The sequence below is a fragment of the Rubripirellula reticaptiva genome, from assembly GCF_007860175.1.
In the GTDB taxonomy this organism is placed as follows: Bacteria; Planctomycetota; Planctomycetia; order Pirellulales; family Pirellulaceae; genus Rubripirellula; species Rubripirellula reticaptiva.
Genome location: NZ_SJPX01000005.1, coordinates 974,182 through 992,458 on the forward strand (window position 1 = coordinate 974,182; position 18,277 = coordinate 992,458).

The 18,277-nt window shown below is 56.0% G+C and carries 18 protein-coding genes; 8 read left to right on the forward strand and 10 right to left on the reverse strand.

Features of this window, described 5'->3' with window-relative positions; genetic code table 11:
* Nucleotide 1: 1 nt before the first annotated feature.
* Nucleotides 2-766: a penicillin-binding protein activator LpoB gene (locus Poly59_RS24805; protein WP_146536752.1), complete on the reverse strand. Its 765-nt coding sequence runs from the start codon at nucleotides 764-766 to the stop codon at nucleotides 2-4.
* Nucleotides 767-1,122: 356 nt separating this feature from the next.
* On the opposite strand from Poly59_RS24805, the gene Poly59_RS24810 reads away from it, so the two are divergent.
* A complete protein-coding gene (locus Poly59_RS24810; RefSeq protein WP_246151918.1) occupies nucleotides 1,123-1,560 on the forward strand; it encodes a hypothetical protein in 438 nt (145 codons plus the stop codon).
* An 18-nt stretch (nucleotides 1,561-1,578) separates the two neighbouring features.
* On the opposite strand, the gene Poly59_RS24815 is transcribed toward Poly59_RS24810, so the two are convergent.
* On the reverse strand, nucleotides 1,579-2,856 hold the full coding sequence (locus Poly59_RS24815) for a M48 family metalloprotease (RefSeq protein ID WP_146536753.1): 1,278 nt from the start codon (nucleotides 2,854-2,856) through the stop codon (nucleotides 1,579-1,581).
* Nucleotides 2,857-3,093: 237 nt separating this feature from the next.
* Nucleotides 3,094-3,447, reverse strand: coding sequence for a hypothetical protein (locus Poly59_RS24820; RefSeq protein WP_146536754.1), 354 nt, complete (start codon nucleotides 3,445-3,447; stop codon nucleotides 3,094-3,096).
* Here Poly59_RS24820 and Poly59_RS24825 point away from each other — a divergent pair.
* Entirely contained in the window at nucleotides 3,337-4,134 is a 798-nt protein-coding gene (locus tag Poly59_RS24825) for a transposase (protein ID WP_261343555.1), read from the forward strand. The two genes, Poly59_RS24820 and Poly59_RS24825, sit on opposite strands and share 111 nt — an antisense overlap.
* A gap of 152 nt (nucleotides 4,135-4,286) precedes the next feature.
* On the opposite strand, the gene Poly59_RS24830 is transcribed toward Poly59_RS24825, so the two are convergent.
* From Poly59_RS24830 to Poly59_RS24840, 5 genes are all read right to left on the reverse strand, one after another.
* Entirely contained in the window at nucleotides 4,287-4,922 is a 636-nt protein-coding gene (locus Poly59_RS24830) for a hypothetical protein (protein WP_186776495.1), read from the reverse strand.
* A 379-nt stretch (nucleotides 4,923-5,301) separates the two neighbouring features.
* The gene (locus tag Poly59_RS30465) at nucleotides 5,302-5,433 is read right to left on the reverse strand and encodes a hypothetical protein (protein WP_261343556.1); all 132 of its coding nucleotides are present in this window, start codon (nucleotides 5,431-5,433) and stop codon (nucleotides 5,302-5,304) included.
* 62 nt (nucleotides 5,434-5,495) lie between these two features.
* Complete coding sequence (locus Poly59_RS29765) at nucleotides 5,496-5,738, reverse strand: hypothetical protein (RefSeq protein ID WP_186776496.1); 243 nt, start codon at nucleotides 5,736-5,738, stop codon at nucleotides 5,496-5,498.
* A 119-nt stretch (nucleotides 5,739-5,857) separates the two neighbouring features.
* Nucleotides 5,858-6,964 carry a DUF3466 family protein gene (locus Poly59_RS24835; protein ID WP_146536757.1) on the reverse strand — a complete coding sequence of 369 codons (1,107 nt, stop codon included), beginning with the start codon at nucleotides 6,962-6,964 and terminating at the stop codon, nucleotides 5,858-5,860.
* 258 nt (nucleotides 6,965-7,222) lie between these two features.
* Nucleotides 7,223-8,818: a zinc ribbon domain-containing protein gene (locus Poly59_RS24840; RefSeq protein WP_186776497.1), complete on the reverse strand. Its 1,596-nt coding sequence runs from the start codon at nucleotides 8,816-8,818 to the stop codon at nucleotides 7,223-7,225.
* A gap of 179 nt (nucleotides 8,819-8,997) precedes the next feature.
* On the opposite strand from Poly59_RS24840, the gene Poly59_RS24845 reads away from it, so the two are divergent.
* From Poly59_RS24845 to Poly59_RS24855, 3 genes are all read left to right on the forward strand, one after another.
* A complete protein-coding gene (locus Poly59_RS24845; RefSeq protein ID WP_146536759.1) occupies nucleotides 8,998-10,020 on the forward strand; it encodes a DUF4272 domain-containing protein in 1,023 nt (340 codons plus the stop codon).
* A gap of 329 nt (nucleotides 10,021-10,349) precedes the next feature.
* Nucleotides 10,350-10,757: an HU family DNA-binding protein gene (locus Poly59_RS24850; protein WP_146536760.1), complete on the forward strand. Its 408-nt coding sequence runs from the start codon at nucleotides 10,350-10,352 to the stop codon at nucleotides 10,755-10,757.
* A gap of 29 nt (nucleotides 10,758-10,786) precedes the next feature.
* Nucleotides 10,787-11,005, forward strand: a complete 219-nt coding sequence (locus tag Poly59_RS24855) for a hypothetical protein (protein WP_146536761.1) — start codon at nucleotides 10,787-10,789, stop codon at nucleotides 11,003-11,005.
* A 210-nt stretch (nucleotides 11,006-11,215) separates the two neighbouring features.
* On the opposite strand, the gene Poly59_RS24860 is transcribed toward Poly59_RS24855, so the two are convergent.
* A complete protein-coding gene (locus Poly59_RS24860; RefSeq protein ID WP_146536762.1) occupies nucleotides 11,216-14,353 on the reverse strand; it encodes a vitamin B12-dependent ribonucleotide reductase in 3,138 nt (1,045 codons plus the stop codon).
* A gap of 679 nt (nucleotides 14,354-15,032) precedes the next feature.
* Here Poly59_RS24860 and Poly59_RS24865 point away from each other — a divergent pair.
* Nucleotides 15,033-15,458 carry a DUF2780 domain-containing protein gene (locus tag Poly59_RS24865; protein ID WP_146536763.1) on the forward strand — a complete coding sequence of 142 codons (426 nt, stop codon included), beginning with the start codon at nucleotides 15,033-15,035 and terminating at the stop codon, nucleotides 15,456-15,458.
* Between the two features lie 144 nt (nucleotides 15,459-15,602).
* A complete protein-coding gene (locus Poly59_RS24870) occupies nucleotides 15,603-16,418 on the forward strand; it encodes a sugar phosphate isomerase/epimerase family protein (RefSeq protein WP_146536764.1) in 816 nt (271 codons plus the stop codon).
* Between the two features lie 105 nt (nucleotides 16,419-16,523).
* On the opposite strand, the gene Poly59_RS24875 is transcribed toward Poly59_RS24870, so the two are convergent.
* Complete coding sequence (locus Poly59_RS24875; protein WP_146536765.1) at nucleotides 16,524-16,730, reverse strand: hypothetical protein; 207 nt, start codon at nucleotides 16,728-16,730, stop codon at nucleotides 16,524-16,526.
* Nucleotides 16,731-16,984: 254 nt separating this feature from the next.
* Between Poly59_RS24875 and Poly59_RS24880 the strand changes: the two genes are divergently transcribed.
* Nucleotides 16,985-18,259: an HD-GYP domain-containing protein gene (locus Poly59_RS24880; RefSeq protein WP_146536766.1), complete on the forward strand. Its 1,275-nt coding sequence runs from the start codon at nucleotides 16,985-16,987 to the stop codon at nucleotides 18,257-18,259.
* Nucleotides 18,260-18,277: the final 18 nt, after the last annotated feature.

The window sequence follows — 18,277 nt, forward strand, 5'->3', positions numbered from 1 at the left end:
CCTAGCCATCCGCTTGGTCAAACAAACCCCAGTTCCACCACTTGCCCGCTCGAGTCTTGCTATAGCCCTTACGCAACTTCGCGGACTCTTTCATAAAGTCGCCCGAATGCAAGTTCACCATCTCGAGGGTCAACGTGTAGTCGCGTTGGCTCGACTTGTTGCGATCCGTCGTACCCGACGTAATCGTCGCGTAAAGCAGGTAATCGACCGGCGTTCCCTGACGACCCAAGCTGGCGGCGAACCGGTTGCGGTTGTCAGGCAAGAACAGCGAATCGGGGCGCAACCGAGTATCGACTAAGGCTGCGTCAACCATGCGGCGGCTGATACCACGGAACGTTTCCGCCGAATTGATCTGGCTGTCGATTTGCTCGTAGATTTGGTCCTTGAAATCGCCAAGCTCTTCGGCACTCTTGTTTTCGATTCCCACAAAACAGACCGTCGCCGGGCCGTTGGCCAGCGCCGATCCAATTGGCCCGCCCACCGGCATCCCGTCAATTGTGTCGAATCCGACCGTTTGAATCGCTGGCGGACAACGCGACAGCAGTTTGGCGACCGATTCATCGACCAGCGGATTCCAAGTCGCCGCACCGGCTGCATGACTGCCCACCAGATCACTGTCATTGCTAGCTAGAACGTGCCCATACTGGTGGCTAGCGCATCCCGCCGCCCCAAGCATTGACAAAGAAATGGCTGCCGTCGACAAAAAAGTGGTTGCCACAACATTGGTGATCAACAGGTTGAACAATCGGGATCGTTTTAGCGTCATTGATCGGATTTCCGAAAAACAGGGTTGCGGGGCGGCCGATACGGGCGAATCAGGTCTCTTTAGCGGTCGAGAGTCGACAGAATCTTAAAATTCGTGCAAAGAAATCTCGGTACTCGCCTTGTCGGCTGGTCGCGAGGTATCAAAATGTGCGATCCGTAGCCCAGACCAGAATCGGCTCGACAGAATTGCTGGCGTTGATAAAACCAGAGCGATCACGACAATTAACCAAATCGACCGATTCCACCTGGCCGGCCCAGGCACCCCAAACACCCCTGTATTCCGCTCGATCCGACGCCTTGTCAGGTCCAACGTCCATCCGAATCAGCCTCGCATACTCACCCGCTAAGACTTCGCCCATGACTGCTGTCGCTTTTCCGGAAACGATCGAATCGGCCCCCATCCTTGCCCCCGCTGTGCTGCCAAGCATTTCGCGAGCGGCACCTCATCATTCGTCACCTGTGCTTGTCGGCGACGACGACGATGATGATGACGTCGACTCCGATGACGATTCGGCAGACTCGGACGACGATTCGATTGATGACGGCGAAGATTCGAAGGACGATCTAGCCGAAGACGACGACATCGACGAATTTGATGACATCGACGAAGACGACTTCGATGACAATTTCGATGATGACTTCGAAGAAGAACTCGAAGACGATTATGAAATCGAAATCGATGACGAGATCAGTGCCGAGTTTGGGCTGAACACGGGCGATGTGCCCGAAGAAGAAATCGACGACAGCGTGGATGACGACCTGGACGACTTTGATGATTTCGAAAACGTCGACTGATTCGGCCCTAGCAACCCGCTAGGCCGATTCGGCGAACGAATGAATCACGGGCGTTTCACCTTCGCCTTCTTGGTTCATCCAGGCAATCCGTTCGGCAACGCCCGGATGCAACCATGTCGGTTTGCGTCCCGACGGATGATCGAACGTGACTCGCATCAATGCCGAAGCCAGCGTGCTGGCGGCTTCGTCGTACGTGGCTGGAACATCGGTCACGCCTGTTTCTTTCGATGCAATTTCGACAGCCATTCGGCAAGCCTGCACGTCGGCATCATGTTCGGTTCGGTACGCGACGATGCGCAGAATCAGCATCGTCAACAAAATTCCAATGACCGATCCGGCAACCAACGACCATGATTGGTTACCGGTCGCTCGCGTGATCAACGCTCCTGCCCCCCAGGCTGGCAGCACCGCTAACATTCGCATCGGCACGTGACGACGACGCAGGTGAGCGGCTTCGTGCAGCACGACCATGGCGATCTGCGAGCGAGGCAGTTCATCCATCAAACGATCCGACAACAACAGCGTTCGGATCGGCGGCACAAACCCGGCGACCATCGCATTGAATGCCGTTCCGCCAGTGTTCCATCGCACCGCGCGAATCCGGCGAACTCCCGCCGCATCCATCAACTGATTCACCCAATCGCTCGATGCCACGTCCAGCCGTTCGGTCTTGAACAGATGCCGAATCATCCAGGGCAATCCCAGCACGACAAACCCAGCGATCATCGCAAAGGTCACCACGCCGGTCGCCGAGGCGCTGATCGGCAACAACGCAACCAAGTCCGACATTCCCAACAACATCAAAACGGGAACCACCAGCCACGCCATTCCGCTGCGAAAGGACATCCACACCGAACCGATGTGATTGCCGACGCCAGCCTTGGTGTACTTCAGCATGCGACCGTAACTGTGCTCGGCCGACCAAGTCCCTGTACAAATCACGATTCCTGGCGACAACAACACGATCGCTTGCAAGAACATCGAATCGGCAACATACGGAATCGACTCCAGCGTACGAGCCAAACCGAATCCGGCCAAACACAAGACAGCAACACCCAATCCGATCCAGCGGAACGCAGCAAGCTGTTTTTCTAACCAGTCGGCGCCGGCAAGAGGTTCGATCTTTTCGTCGCGAACGTACAACGCAACACTTCGCGCAGCGACGTGGCTTAGGATCACCCACGCGGTCACCATCATCGCGGTCGCGAGTGCAGCCGAGACGGGACTGATGTCGCTGGCGGGCAACGAACCACAACTAAGCGAAACGATGACGACCAAAAAGAAATACAGATGCACAAGAACTTCCTGGATTGGATGCCGCGGGCACCAGAGAAAGGAGCCACGAGAGAGTTCTCAATATAGTGCTGTTGCCAAAAAGAGCCTGAGACGAGCGACTATTTGCCTCAGTTTGCCCCGACCGACGGTGGTTGACGACGGTTATTCGGATTATTGGGCGAACGGCTCTGCAATCCACGCTACAAACCACTCGGCGAGTCGCCAAGCGTATCCGCATCAAGATCCCTTCCGATCAAGTTAGATCGCGTCCGTTTTCCGGCTTCGATCGATGTCATTTTTCATTGGCGGATCGTTGACTGCTTGGCCGATCGAATAGGCCAGTCGCCCGATCATGGCAAAGTACGTGAATGCGATTCCGATCACTGCGACGATCGCAATCACGGCACCGACCGGTGGCGTCATGGTGCTGAGCGAGGCCAGCAACAGGAACAAGCAAACGAATAGCAAGCCGCTGCTGAAATAAAAACCGCCCCACGATTCTTGGCACTTGGTGACGCTGCACGCGACCTCGGCCGAAAACGGCACAAACGGGCTGCCCATGTCCATCATCGACAGCAACACAAACGGGAACAACGTGTAGACCGAAAACATCGTGATCGCGACGCCGAACAAAGAGGCCTGACCCGAATGCCACGTGGTCGAAAGGGCTACAAACAAGGCAGTTGCGATCAGATCGTTGCGTACCACAAACCAGCCTACCGGTCAGTCTGGATGTCGAAAGAAGAGTTTGACGATCTTGATGATTTCGTTCTCGTTCGCCACCTTCGCTATTGCGTCAAACAAAAAGGCTTTCGAGTTCGCCACGTCGTTCTAGCGACAACGCTTCTTGATGCATCGGAGTACTCGGTGGAAGACCTTGCCGATCTGTACGCACAGCGATGGCAAGTCGAGTTGGACATCCGTAGTCTGAAGCCCCACATGCAAATGGAACACCTGCGTTGCAAGAGTCCTTCGATGGTTCGCAAGGAGATCTACGCTCACATGATTTCGTACAATTTGATTCGAGACCTAATCGTGCGAACGGCGCTGCAATACTCAACAGCTCCCAAGTACCTCAGTCACACTGCGGCGGTTCAATCACTCAATGCGTTTTCGGAAAAGTTGCAAGCCGGAAGTTGCCGAATTGAGCAACTCGAAAGGGCGCTGTTGCAGTCGATCAGCAAGCATCGCGTTGGAGACCGAAAACCAAGAGTTCACCCTCGAGAAATCAAACGCCGCCCCAGTTCATACAAGCTAATGAATCGCCCCCGACACGCCGCCCGAAGCTCTGCAGCGTGAACAACTTACGTCTTAACCACGCGACATTCAGGCCTGCCCCCTTTTTCGCTTTCCAGTGGAACGCTTAGCTGTGGGAATGGTTTGCCGCTGATCAATCTCTCCTGCGAAGCGATACGTTTCGGCTGCGGCCTGCATCACTCTCGTTTGTCCGTCTATCCACGATCAAGACGCCGCAAAGCATCCACAAATCCCGGTCCGCAGCCTTTTACGCGGTATCGCCCATCTGAAACCTTCACCGCTTTAAACGGTTTCGCAAGCATCACCAAAATAATCGCCGGCGCGAGCAAGATCGAAGTAAAGAACAGAATCGATGCGACTCTATCGAGACCGAGCAAGAAGATCACAATCATTGCAAACGCTACCACAATCGCGCCAATTCCCGTCAGTGTCTTCCGCAACGCAAATTTCGCTCTCGCGTTCTCGCTAAGCCCGACACAGATGTGGCATTTCTTCGAAATGGAGTGGCTAGCCAGCAGCATAAAAGGGATGCCCAGTGGACCAAGAAAAATCAGCCACAGCAAATAGGGCGGACTGTAAACCAACTCAATCCACTGCATTTCAGCCGCACTGACTGCCTTTCCCGTTTTCATGCAAATTGGGGGAAGAACTGCATCCGGCACAACCCACAATTTTCCATATTGAATCGCCCACGTCCCAGCTTCCGATCCACTTCCAATTGGAATCGAGTGGCTCACACTGCTCGGTGCAACAAACGGGGTGGTGCAAGCCAACTGTGAGGTTGGAAATTGCTTGACGTCAGCCGCAGACAGATGCAAAGAATCGAACATCGTGTCGTCTACGGGAGGGAAGGGCGAGACGTGCGGACCTGTGGTCGTCGAATCCGCCGTACGCGGCTTTCGCAAACGCACATGACAACTTGGGCACACGATGATTTCCTTGCCGGAAGTTTCAATACCCATAAGCACTGTTTGACATTTCGGACACTTCACGGTCTCGATCTCTCTGGTTGGGTACAGTCGGCCAGGTAGCAACGCCTGAGTTGAGCATTTCCTGATTGCTATTGGTTGAAAATGGCGTCCGTGTCCCAACGCGTGCTGTGAGCTTGGACACCAAATGTCTCACCAGGAACAGACGCCATGGAGCGTGGCCTATCAGATCAATCGATTCACTCAAGCGACAGTTCGGTTGCGGTGTCTTTGCTAGATACTAGGCTAGGTCTCCAGTTTTCAAGTCGCGATTGTACTCGATGCCGTTGATGGCTTGGCAGGACGGTTTGGATTCCTGCATTCTCGATTCGGCTCGGCAAACCAAGTTGGACGCGCTGTTGGGGCGCGACATTCCAAATCGCTCTGAACGACTGGCGATCGTTTCGCCGGTCCAACGTCGACACAACAGTGCCGCTATTTCGCGACCGATCGCAAGGCTGCAAAAGCCAACGCACTCCGCAGCAGGAATACCGCGTACAGCGTTGTTTCTTCGATGACCTGCGCAGCCGTGACCGCCTTGAGACCGTGAGTTGTTTGACCGTTTCTCAGAAGAGATCCCGCGGGACGTCGTGATGGGTAACCATCACTCGTTACCGCCAAAAGCTGAGGTGCTGGTCGGCAAATGTGAATGCGGTGGACGCTTTCGCTCTGATTCATCGCTACGCTGCCCGACTTACAAGTCCAGACAAGAAAAGGGGAGCGGGGTCTTTTATTCTCGAAGCCGGAACACGGGCGTCCGAGAACGCCCGTCGAAGCGGTTGACTTTTACACGAACGCTACGACGCCTGCTTCTTTCGTCGGCGGTAGCTGCTGGCAGCGACAACGATGGCACCGAAGCCGAAGTTCGCGAGCAAGGAGGGCTCGGGTACCGCAACTGTCGGCGTCATCAAAAACGCTCTCTGTTGTCCGTTGAGTTCGCCATACCCAGTGATCTGGCCGTTGTTATTGATCGCCTGAGCTGAGGTCAACGTCCAGCCCGAAGCGACGGGGATGAGAGCGTTTAGGTTCAGCATCGACGTGCCGTCGAAGAGGAAGGCGTGATACGCAGCATCGCCTGTCGTACTCGCGAGCCCCACGACCTGTCCCGAGTCGTTAATTCCATGGCCATAGCTAAAAGTTCCGCCGAGCGTCCCCAGATCCTGCATCGTCGTGCCGTTGTACAGAAAGGCGTGCTGCGCAGCATCGCCTGTCGTATACGCGGCACCCGTGACCTGTCCCGAATTGTTAATTCCATTGCCAAGACTATTCGTTCCGCCGAGCGTCCCCAGGTCCTGCATTGATGTGCCGTTGTATAGAAAGGCGTGTTGCGCAGCATTACCTGTCGTATGCGCGCCACCCGTGACCTGCCCTGAGTTGTTGATCCCCCTGCCATCGCTATAAGTTCCGCCGAGCGTCCCCAGATCCTGCATCGTCGTGCCGTTGTACAGAAAGGCGCGAGACGCAGCATTGCCTGTCGTATCCGCGACCCCCGTGACGTGCCCCGAGTTGTTGATGCCCCTGCCATCGCTGTATGTTCCGCCGAGCGTCCCCAGGTCCTGCATCGTTGTGCCATCGTACAGAAAGGCATGATACACAAGATTGCCTGTCGTATACGCGCCCGTGACCTGTCCCGAGTTGTTGATTCCGTAGCCGTAGCTAGAAGTTCCGCCGAGTGTCCCCAGGTCCTGCATCGATGTGCCGTTGTACAGACTGGCATGCTGCGCAGCATCGCCTGTCGTATTCGCGGCCCCCGTGACCTGTCCCGAATTGTTGATTCCATAGCCGTAGCTAGAAGTTCCGCCGAGTGTCCCCAGGTCAGTGACTACATAGGCTGCCTGCACATGATCCGCCGCTGCAGTTAGCAGCATCAAGCAGGCAACGCCGATTATTGAGTGAAGTGTCATTGATTGGCTCCCAAAACGACCGAGTTAAAGTTGAAGTTGGGACAAGAGACGGGGAGTCTTTAATGCGGATGAAGGAAGAAGAAAGCTGATCAGATTTGAACTGGCTGAGCGAATCTTTATTCCGCAGCTACGCACTTCGCGAGACTATCAGTGTCCCGAACGCCTCCGCGATTCTTCTCTTCTCTTCTCTGCCCCTGCGCGCTTCAAACCCAGTCGGGGAATTTTTCAACGCTTAGGAAGGAAGCTGGTCAGAACAAGTCAGATCGCGTCTGTTTTACGGCTTCGATCGATGTCGTTTTTCATCGGCGGATCGTTGACCGCTTGGCCGATCGAATAGGCCAGACGTCCGATCATGGCAAAGTACGTGAACGCGATTCCGATCACCGCAACAATCGCAATCACGGCACCGACAGGCGGCGACATGGTGCTCAGTGCGGCCAGCAACAGGAACAGACAAACGAACAACAAGCCGCTGCTGAAATAGAAACCGCCCCAAGATTCTTGGCACTTGGTAACGCTGCGCGCGACCTCGGCCGAAAACGGCACTAAGGGACTGCCCATGTCCAGCATCGAAAGCAACACAAACGGAAACAACGTGTAGACCGAAAACATTGTGATCGCGACGCTGATCAAGTTTTGGCCAAACACAAATGAACACGCCATCCAAACTGGAATGAAAGCGACGCCGGCTGCCGCGAACGCGACGAACAACGTGCCCAGCCATCCGAACGGATCGAACGTTGGCCATTCGCTGACATGGTCTTCTTGGTTGGCGACCGATTGCATGATTGCAAAGCCGCATCCGACGACCATCCCGCCCATGATAAATCCGCCAACGATCAACGCGAGCCGCAAGATCGAGATGTCGGTCGACAAGATAAAGAACGCTGGCACCGAAGCTAACACTGACAAAACGATCCAGTGCATCACGACGCCCGAATCCGTAAAGACACCAAACACGTCCTTCAACCACTGCACCAAGTCAGGCTGGTCTTCATACTTGTGCGGGCCGCTTACGGTTTCTTCGCGCGCCGCTTCGTCCAACAGTGCAGTCGCTGATTTTGTGTACGGATCGGGACGACGATCGGCAATCTGGCTCTCTTCAAACTGGAACGACGCCGCTTCGTCCATGTTGATTTCCACCTTCTTTTGAATCTTCGGTGGTGGCGGAACGACGATAGCCGAGTGGCAATCGGGGCACTTGATTGTCTTGCCCGCCTGACTCGCTTTGGCATGCGTCACCGAACTGCAGATGTTGCAGTGGACGCGGTATTCGTTTTGGTGAGTCGGTGCAGCCAACTCAGCGGGCTTACCGCCTGCCGCACCGGCCGCTTTCGTCGATGTCGCAACGATTGGCTTGGGAATCGATTCGACTTCGGCGGTAAAGTCATCCAGCTCGCTCGTAAATTCAGCCAGCAACGCTTCGTCATCGGGACTGAATTTCGAATTCGACACCGCCGGCTTGGCGGAGGCATTGAACTGTTCCGGCAATTTCAAGTCGCCCAGGTCGACGGCATCGAAGTCAACATCATCAAACGGCAATGATCCACCATTGTTTGATTTCGATGCGGGCTTCGCCGACATCCCAGGCGTGTTTGAATTCGCGGTTTCAGAACTCGCAGCCGCAGGCTTCGTCGCGACCGGCTTCGCTGCAACCGGCTTAGCTGTGACTGGCTTCGCCGCGACGGGATCGTCGTCCAGTTTTAGCCAATCGTCATCATCATTTTCTGACGCTGCCAATCCGGGTGCCAAGAATGGCTTCTCGCAGTGGGGACATGTCACTCGCTTCCCAGCCGCATCGTCGGCAACTGAAACCGATCCGTGGCACCGGGGACATTGAAGGGCAAGCGGCATGGCGAGACGAACAGGGTTTTGAGAAAATGACGAGAACACACACCAAGAATAGTCCTGGCGCAGCCAAAAGAGCATCGAGGGTCATTTTATCCAGTTCGCCCCCACGCGACACTGTCGCAAGTTTCTTTTATACAGACTGGAAAGAAACGTTTCGAGCGCGTCGTCCCCAATGAAGCCACATGATCGTTAACGCCTACAGCACGCTTTGCGAATTGACCGAAATCGATTTCGCTCACCAGGATTCCGAGCATCGCGACCGCACCGATTCGAGCCTCGTCCCGCATTTGGGCGAAATGATGGGCGTGGCCTGCAACCGAGGTGCACGAGAAATGTCTTCGACGCTGTACGCAGTGATGCGGCATCTGGAACGAACTCGTCACCATTTCCGGTTCGAAGTCAATCACAACGACATGGACGATTTGGCGGTCTGGGGCTGGAAATCGAATTCCATTTTCACCTTTTCCGACCGCTCCTTCCGTGACCCGGCCGGCCGAATTCTGGTTCATGACGAAACCGGCGAAGCCGAAGGCAACGCAACGATTCCGTACCCGATCGATGCGATCGAGCGAATGGCAGACACTCGACAAGCCTTGGCGGCGATGCATATTCCAACATCGCCCGATCTGCCGCCGGTGGTCGGAGCAGGCGAAGTCACGATGCGCGACGACGAAACGATCGGCTGGCGAACGCTGGCACTGTTTATCGTCGCGGTGCGTGCCGAGTCACTGGCTGCGGGTAAACCGATCACCGCGGCGCAGCTGAAAATGAAGTCACCGATGGCATTCGAAGCCCTTTCGCCTGCCGAACGCGAATTCATCGAAACCGAAAACCCTGATCCTCAGTTGGTCGTCAACTTTGCCTGGCGGTACGAAGCGTTGTACCTGCTGCAGTGGGCGCTGGGGCTACACAGCGAGCTTTCCTTTGCCAATGAGATTTGTGATGTTCCGCACGTTGCCGAAACCATGGTTTCTCGGCCCGACCGGGAAATCGTCACGTCGGCCAGACTGAGACCAACGAACCAGATCCTCGACGCGCTCGATACCAACACACGCCTGCTGTGGGCGGCCCGGGCTGCGGCAATGGGCACCGAAAAGGACCAAGCAGGTCTCGACGGCGGCGTGCTGAGCGAGCGGCAGCATGCCCTCAACTGGCTGACCCAGTTCAGCGGCGCTGCCTGGGATGAAGTCGACACACCGACCTAAATCGCCCATTCACCGGTGGTACACGCAAAGGCAAATGGAACATTAGCCCGCTAAAATCACGTTTTAGCGTTTAATCGTTAAAAGCTACCACCAATTTTCCCGATTGATTTAAGGTTGACGATTATGCCGGACGATACAGACGGTGTGACGCAGATCTTCCAGCCTGACGGGCCGGCAGTGACGTATCGGCTGCTTGTTGGTTCGAATTGCAACTGCGATCTTGACGCCCCTGAAACGGCGACTTAGACTCTAACGAGTGTTAAGTTGAAAGTATCAAAGGGTTTACAACGATCGCCGCAGTTTAGCCGGCGGCAGTTCTGGGAGTCAGAGTGACCAAAAAAGACATCGTGCGAACGATCTCGGAAGAGGTTGGGCTGACTCAGCAACAGACGAAAGAAATTGTTCAGAAGACCTTTGACGCGATTATCGAGTCCTTGGTACGAGAACAACGGATCGAGCTGCGGAATTTCGGCGTTTTCGAGGTCAAACCTCGTGCCGCTCGAAAGGCTCGCAACCCGCGGACCGGGGAACAGGTCGATGTGCCGCGAAAGCACGTCGTCACCTTCAAACCGGGTAAGCACATGGAAGCAAAGGTGCGAGAGTTGGACGAGGCGGAGATTCGCCGGATCATAGACACTCAATCCGAACCTGCTTCAACACCAACGAAAAACACTCCCGACGACCCCACTCTGCCCGGCGGAAACGCTGCCCCGAGCGGTCGGTGGGACAACGACTGAGAAGCGAACCGTTCACGGAGGAACGATCGATGCGACGCCTGATCCAATTGACGCTGCTTGCCGCTTGCTTGACGACCACGGTCGGATGCTTCGTGCCGATTTACTCGGCTCGCCCAGAACGCCGGATCCAGCAGTTGCTGTACACGTCGGAAGACATGCGTTCGGTCGTCGAAGAATGGGAACGCTTCTGGTTCCTTGACGCACCGAGCCACCTGACACCAATCCGGACGCACGGCGGCATTCTGTAATAGGCGCGATCCGAATCGGACCTATTCGAACTGCTTTCTTGGCCGATCTGTCATCCTGCCCGAACAGAGAAACAGGCCGGACAAAGAAACAGGCCGGACAAAAAAATAACCCCGCCAAAGCTTGGTGGGGCTATTTTTGTGTTGATTCACGTCTTTGATGCAGACATGGAGCGAAGAACGCCCCGCGAGACGCGTCCCTTGCCGGTCCGGCTAGCTACAACCCATGCTGTTACCACAGTTGTGACAAAGATAGCAGTTGCCGTTTCGCACGGTGATGCTGCCGCAATTGTCACAGCTCGGCGCGTCAATCTGGAAACTTGCGAACTGGTCGCCCTGATTGCCACCCGCTGCGTCGGTTTTCGCGTGGCTATCGGCATGACCGTTCGTTGGGCTCGCTGAATGCCCATTTCCGTTGACCAAACCGGATCCGCCCAGTGACGATCCGCCCAGTGACGATCCGCTTGGGGCCGATTCGCCCATCGCAGCCATCAAGGTTGCCCGTTCGGCAAGTGCGACGGCCGCACCGGCGTCTTCGCGAAGCCCTTCCATCACCGAGCTGGTGTTGACCGCTGCGTTAGCGACCGCGTCATTACCGCCGTTGGTGCCTTCGCGAGCAGGCATGTTGTCATAGCCGCTCATGAAAGTCAGGCCCAACCAGCGAGCGATATAATCGACCACGCTCTTGGCGATGCGGATGTCTTTGTTTGACGTGTGGCCCATGGGTTCGAATCGGGTGTGACTGAACTTGTTGACCAACACTTCAAGCGGCACGCCGTACTGCAACGCGATCGAAAGCGCGGTGCCGAAGCTGTCCATGATGCCGCCGATCGTTGATCCTTCTTTGGCCATCGTGATGAAGATCTCACCCGGACGCCCGTCCGGATACAGACCGACGCACAGGTAACCTTCATGACCAGCGATCGTGAACTTGTGAGTCACGCTTTGGCGGGTGTCAGGCAACCGTTCGCGGCGCGGCTTATAGACGATCTTCTCGACCGTTTCGGTAACGACCTTGGCGGCTTCGCCAGCGGCCTTGCCTTCTTCGCTTTGCGTGTTGAGCGGTTGCGATTGCTTGCTGCCGTCGCGGTAAATCGCGATCGCCTTCAATCCCAGTTCCCAACCCCAGAAGTACGCACTGGCGATGTCTTCCGGCGTCACGTCGTTCGGCATGTTGACGGTCTTGCTGATCGCACCCGACAAGAATGGCTGAGCCGCCGCCATCATCGTGATGTGTGCTTGCCAGCGAATGCTGCGAATCCCGTTGGCCGGTTGGAACGCACAATCAAACACCGACAAATGCTCTGGTGCAAGTTCCGGTGCGCCTTCGATCGTGTCGTTCGTGTCGATGAACGCCAAGATGACCTCGACTTGGTCAGCCGTGTAGCCAAGATTCTCGAGCGCCAATCGAACGGTCCGGTTCACGATCTTCAGCATTCCACCGCCGGCGAGCTGCTTGTACTTGACCAAGGCGATGTCTGGCTCGATCCCGGTCGTGTCGCAATCCATCATGAAGCTGATCGTTCCGGTCGGTGCCAGAACGGTCGCTTGGGCATTTCGGAAACCGAACTTCTGGCCAATTTCCAGCACGTCGTCCCAAAGCTTCTGAGCCGCGGCCTTTAGCTCGGCAGGACCATCGTCGTTGATATGGTCGCACGCCTCGCGGTGCATCCGCATCACGTTGTTCATTGGCACTTGGTTGTCGTAGTAACCATCAAACGGACCAACCACCGACGCAAGCTCGGCACTGGTACGGTTTGCTTCGCCGTGCAACAGAGCCGTCAGCGAACCGCAGACGCCACGAGCCGCATCAGAATCGTAAGCCAACCCGCTGGTCATCACGACACTGCCAAGATTCGAATAACCTAGGCCGAGTGGACGATAGCGGTGGCTGTTTCGTGCGATTGGCTCGGTCGGATAGCTGGCGTGATCGACCAAAATCTCTTGCGCGATGAAGAACAAACGGCTGGCCGCACGGAAACGTTCGGTGTGGAACGAACCATCCGCCGACATGAACTTCATCAAATTGATGCTGGACAAGTTGCACGCCGTGTCGTCCAAGAACATGTACTCGCTGCACGGATTCGACGCGTTGATCGCACCGCTGTTGGGGCAAGTGTGCCACTTGTTGATCGTCGTGTCGTACTGAACACCCGGGTCGCCACAGTTCCATGCGCACTCGGCCATCTTGTTCAACAATTCTTTGGCGTCGTACGACGGCGGCGTTCCCTTGGCCTTGTCGGAAATCCAACGAGTCTGGAACGATTGGCCTGCGCGAACGGCGTCCATGTAATCGTCAGTCAATCGCACCGACAGGTTTGCGTTTTGGAAACAAACGCTGCTGTAAGCTTCGCCGTTGAAGTTCGATTCGTAACCTTCACGGATCAGTGCGTGAGCCTTTTGTTCTTCATTCCACTTACACTCGATGAACTCCAACACATCTGGGTGCCAGACCTTCAACGATTGCATCTTGGCGGCGCGACGAGTCTTGCCGCCGCTCTTCACGACGCCTGCGATCGAGTCGTAAACCTTCATGAACGAAAGCGGGCCCGACGGTGTACCGCCGCCCGACATGCGTTCGCGCTGGGACCGAATGGTCGACAAGTCAGTGCCGGTGCCGCTGCCGAACTTGAACAACATCGCTTCGCTGAAAGCCAGCCGCATGATGTCTTCCATGTTGTCATCGACGCTTTGGATGAAACATGCTGAACCTTGCGGGTACTCATAAGAGTTATCCGGTTGATCGACACAGCCTTGGGCCGCGTTCCAGCGCCAGTTGCATTTCGATCCGGACACACCGTACTGGGCATGCAGACCGACGTTGAACCAGACCGGACTGTTGAAAGCACCGTGCTGGTGCAAGCACAACCAAGTCAGTTCGCGATAGAACCGGTCGCCGTCTTCGGGGGTATCAAAGTAGCCGTCGGCCAACCCCCAGTCCGTGATCGTACGAGTCACGCGGTGGATCAACTGCCGAACACTCTTTTCGCGTTCGCCATCGTTGCTGGGGTCGCCGTAGAAGTACTTCGAGACGACGACGTTGGTGGCCAATTGGCTCCACGCAGCCGGGATCTCGCAATCGGTTTGCTCGAACAGAGCCTTCCCGCTCTCGTCTTTGATCGCCGCACTACGCAGTTCCCACTGAGTCGATTCGAATGGTGATTGGCCGTTCTCGGGACAAAAGACCGTGTCGATCTTCAATCCATGCTGGCCGGTTCGCTGCAAGGTTCCGAAACGAGCTTGCGCGTACTCGACGCCATGTTCCGAGTTCACTTTTTCAATTGCCGGATCACCCGAAAGGTTTTCGTTGGCGTTCTGAGACTGATCGCGTGCAGACAGGACCGTAGCCATAACTTTGAGACTCCTTGAGGGTCATCCGTGGTTTGGTGATCGCCGCCAAGATTCGCTAGTTTTCCTTGCGAAGCGGCATCCACCAACAATGTTAGTTTGCTGAAGCTGAAGATGTACAACCGTCGCCCATCGAGGTCACGTGCCTGGACCACCTATCCGGAGGAGCTTGCAGCGAAAAGCTTGCGGCAGCACCGAAGAGGTAAGGTTTCCCCAATCGTTAATGAAGGCACTACCTGTAGTAACTTCTAGACACAGAAGTCACTACATGTGGACGTCAGGGGCGTGATCGTACCGATTGCCACCCGCATGTCAAACTTGTTTTCGATGTTACCGTTAAGTCGTTGAAGGCTATCGGTTTACGTGACTCTGATTCAGCGCTCTCAGCTCGGATCCATAGACATCGTCATCGACCTAACTCGATTACTGATTAAGACTTAGTGAAGTTTGATAGCTATTTAACCTAGCGATCGAAAAAGGGTTCGGATTCTGGAAAATATCACGCCTCACCCGCCAGGAATGTCAAACTGGGATAGATGGGAGTCTTACAGGCCGTCGCGGTGTGCTGACACCCGGTTGCCGCGTCGAAACGTTGCCACCAAGATACGTTTGGACACTGCTTCAAATGCCTTCTTTCGTGAAGCCTCCGTCCCCCTAATCCCCCCTCACTTAGAGACGAAACATGGACGAGTTGATTGCACAACTAACCGGAAAACTTGGAATCGACGAATCGGTTGCCAAAGCAGCCACCGGAAAAGCTTTGGCGATGGTCAAGCAACACGCCGGCGACGATCTGTTCGGCAAGATTGCTTCGGCGATCCCGGGTGCGAGCGAAGCCGCAGCGTCGGGTGCGGTTGCAAATGAGCCAGCCGGTGGTGGCGGCGGCGGAATGCTAGGCAAGCTGGCCGGAATGGCATCGAGCGCACTGGGCGAATCAGCTGGCGGTGGCCTGGAACTCGGCGCGGCGCTTTCGAGTGCTGGAATCGAAAGTGACAAGCTGGGCAGCTTCCTGTCGACAGTCATCGCATTCTTGAAAGAAAAAGCGGGCCCAGAAGTCATGGACCAGGTTTTGGCTAAGTTCCCAATGCTAAAAACGCTGTTAGGCTAAGGACGCGTTCGAAAATAGCTCCGGCTTTGAAATGCTCAGTATCACCCTCTCGCTTGCGGGAGGGTCGGACGCGGTAGCGGCACCAGACTCTCCCAAGAGGAGAGTGACATCCCAACAATCAACTGCGACTCGGTCGAATAGCGAATGAAATACGCGATCTGCAACGAAACGTTTGGCGACTGGTCGCTCGACCGCGCACTCGAGCTCTCCCGAGCCAACGGGTACACGGGATGGGAAGTCGCGCCGTTCATGTTGACTGACGACATCAACACATTCTCGTCGTCGGACCGCCAAGCGTATCGCAAGCAGGTGGAATCGGCAGACATGCAGATCATCGGCCTTCACTGGCTGCTTGCCAAAACGAAAGGCTTTCACCTGACTACCCCCGACGAAGACACTCGCCAGCGCACCGCCAAACATCTGATCAATTTGGCTCAGTTGTGCGCCGATCTTGGTGGCGACTTGATGGTGCTTGGCTCGCCCCAACAGCGCAACTTCCCGGCTGAACAGTTCGTGCAGTCAGCGATGCAGAACGCTGCCGAGGTACTGCAAGCTGTTGCACCGGAGCTCGAAAAAACGGGCATCAAGATTGCAATCGAACCGCTCGGCCGTGGCGAAGGCAACTTTTTGAACACGGCCGCCGATGGTCGCCGCTTGATGGCGATGGTCGACAGCCCCAAGGTTCAATTGCACCTCGACGTCAAAGCCATGAGCGACGAACCGACGCCGACCCCGCAGATCATTCGCGATAATGCCGACGCGATGATCCACTTCCACGCCAATGACCCGAACCTTTTGGGTCCTGGGATGGGTGACGTTGCGTTTGGCCCAATCTTCGATGCGCTGCGCGACGTGAAGTACGACGGGTGGGTCAGCGTCGAGGTGTTTGACTATTCGCCGGGCGTAGAAACGTTGGTCGAGACCAGCATGAAAAACATGCTGGCCGCCAATGTTGCCTGAGTGCATCGCAGCGTGCCTGAGTGCACCGCAGCGTGCCTGAGTGCACCGCAGCGTGATTGAAACCCAACGCGCACATGACGCATCCGCAACCTCGCTCAAGCGAGATTACTTGCTGGCGCGTTGCCGACTGCCGCGCAGTGCTGCGGCGACGCAAAGTACTAGGCTAGCGACCATCACGACTGGCAGGACGTGGCTCGGTTCAGTGACGTAGTGTGTCGGTCCCGGCTCGCCATGACCCGGATGGGCTTGTGCCATCAAAGTCGATGATAGAGCTGAAACGGTAAGGACAGCAGCGCGAAAGAAGGTGCTCACAAAATGGTCCGCGGGCGAAGAGGAAACGATGGGTTGATTGGTTTGCTGTACCTTCTATGCCGATCAGCCGTTTCTGTCGAGCCATAGAGGGTCCGGTTCTAACGAACTTGCCGGTTGGACGCCCCCCGAAACGCTCGTTTCCGTTCGGGTGGTGTCGATTGTGCCGCAGAATCTAACGGAACTGGGCTTGAAACGCCACGACGACGAAACAAACGACAAGTGGATGTTTCCTTCGCTGGCATGACCCGAAATCGATGAAGTGCAAAAAGGTCCCCCTTTCAACGCTAAAAGCTGGTGCGATTTTGAGCGCCCCGGTGATCGATCCGATCGATTCACGGGTCAAATTGCTGGCACAGGGAACCCGAATCACTAACGATTTCCTACAGCGTCTGGAATCTCGTCGCATCACGTCCGTCGTGCTAAGCGTTCGTGATATTGCGATCCTAATGGCTTTCACGCCTCAGGGACGCCGCACCAAGGTGCCGCCGCCGCCCGTGTATGTCACGTCGCGATCAGCGAATGACTACAGCGACGCGATGGACAACCATGTGCTCGAATCGGGCCCACTTGAACTAACGACCGAAGACCGCCCCCTTTCCAGCGAGTTCACCAAGCCGGCCGACTGCGCGTACGCCGACGGGCTAACGATTCAGTGGGCGAACGAATCTGACGCGCGCATCAATAACGTCAACACGTTCCTTGCCGACACCGCCACCGATCAGTCGACCGACATTGGCGCGCTGCGAGTGACCTGCTTTGATTTGTTGGACATGATCATGGAAGACCAGGACGCCCTGGTTTGCTGGGCATGCGCCCCGTACGAATCCGACTATCCGTCACGGCACGGTTTGCACGTTGCCGCGTTGGCGTTGGCGATCGGCACGGAAATGGGACTGGGACGGACGGACCTGATGGAACTGGGTATCGGCTGTTTGATGCACGACTCGGGAATGCAAGCGGTTGGGTTGAACATGTTCGATACCAACCAACCGCTCGTCCCCGGCCAACTGAATCGACTTGCCGACCATCCAGTTCGCGCGATCGAGATCGCCGGCGGCTATGGCGAAGAGATTTCATCGCAGGCGCGTTTTGTGATTTACCAACTTCACGAACGCGGCGACGGCAGCGGCTATCCGCGTGGACTCACTGCCGAGGCGATTCACCCACTGGCCAAAATTGCCGCCGTTGCTGACGCTTTCATTGGGATGCTGACCAATCGCAAACACAGGCTGGCGATCCTGGGCTATCACGCGGTCGTGAACTTGTTGGACGAAATGAAAGCAGGCAAGTTTGATGCGGCCGTGCTACGGGCGATGCTAAAAGTCACATCGCTTTACCCGATCGGCAGCCGAGTGACGTTGACGGGCCACAAAATCGGCCGCGTCATCCGCAGTGGCGGCGCCGATTTTCTATTACCAACGATTGAAATGTGGGACGAAAATTTTCCAGATCGAAAACCCGACATCGTCAACCTCCGGCGAGAACCGGCTTATCAGATCACAGGTTCCATCCCCGCTCGCGCGGCTTGATAGCGCCGCGACCTCGAT

Bases quoted from the DNA above. Each gene is read 5' to 3' on its own strand.
- Poly59_RS24830 (WP_186776495.1), bottom strand. From the start codon at position 4,922: ATGTTCGATTCTTTGCATCTGTCTGCGGCTGACGTCAAGCAATTTCCA.
- Poly59_RS24880 (WP_146536766.1), top strand. From the start codon at position 16,985: ATGAAGTGCAAAAAGGTCCCCCTTTCAACGCTAAAAGCTGGTGCGATT.
- Poly59_RS29765 (WP_186776496.1), bottom strand. From the start codon at position 5,738: ATGAATCAGAGCGAAAGCGTCCACCGCATTCACATTTGCCGACCAGCA.
- Poly59_RS24810 (WP_246151918.1), top strand. From the start codon at position 1,123: ATGACTGCTGTCGCTTTTCCGGAAACGATCGAATCGGCCCCCATCCTT.
- Poly59_RS24865 (WP_146536763.1), top strand. From the start codon at position 15,033: ATGGACGAGTTGATTGCACAACTAACCGGAAAACTTGGAATCGACGAA.
- Poly59_RS24870 (WP_146536764.1), top strand. From the start codon at position 15,603: ATGAAATACGCGATCTGCAACGAAACGTTTGGCGACTGGTCGCTCGAC.
- Poly59_RS24820 (WP_146536754.1), bottom strand. From the start codon at position 3,447: ATGTTTTCGGTCTACACGTTGTTCCCGTTTGTGTTGCTGTCGATGATG.
- Poly59_RS24855 (WP_146536761.1), top strand. From the start codon at position 10,787: ATGCGACGCCTGATCCAATTGACGCTGCTTGCCGCTTGCTTGACGACC.
- Poly59_RS30465 (WP_261343556.1), bottom strand. From the start codon at position 5,433: ATGTCGCGCCCCAACAGCGCGTCCAACTTGGTTTGCCGAGCCGAATCG.
- Poly59_RS24840 (WP_186776497.1), bottom strand. From the start codon at position 8,818: ATGCCGCTTGCCCTTCAATGTCCCCGGTGCCACGGATCGGTTTCAGTT.
- Poly59_RS24835 (WP_146536757.1), bottom strand. From the start codon at position 6,964: ATGACACTTCACTCAATAATCGGCGTTGCCTGCTTGATGCTGCTAACT.
- Poly59_RS24805 (WP_146536752.1), bottom strand. From the start codon at position 766: ATGACGCTAAAACGATCCCGATTGTTCAACCTGTTGATCACCAATGTT.
- Poly59_RS24845 (WP_146536759.1), top strand. From the start codon at position 8,998: ATGATCGTTAACGCCTACAGCACGCTTTGCGAATTGACCGAAATCGAT.
- Poly59_RS24860 (WP_146536762.1), bottom strand. From the start codon at position 14,353: ATGGCTACGGTCCTGTCTGCACGCGATCAGTCTCAGAACGCCAACGAA.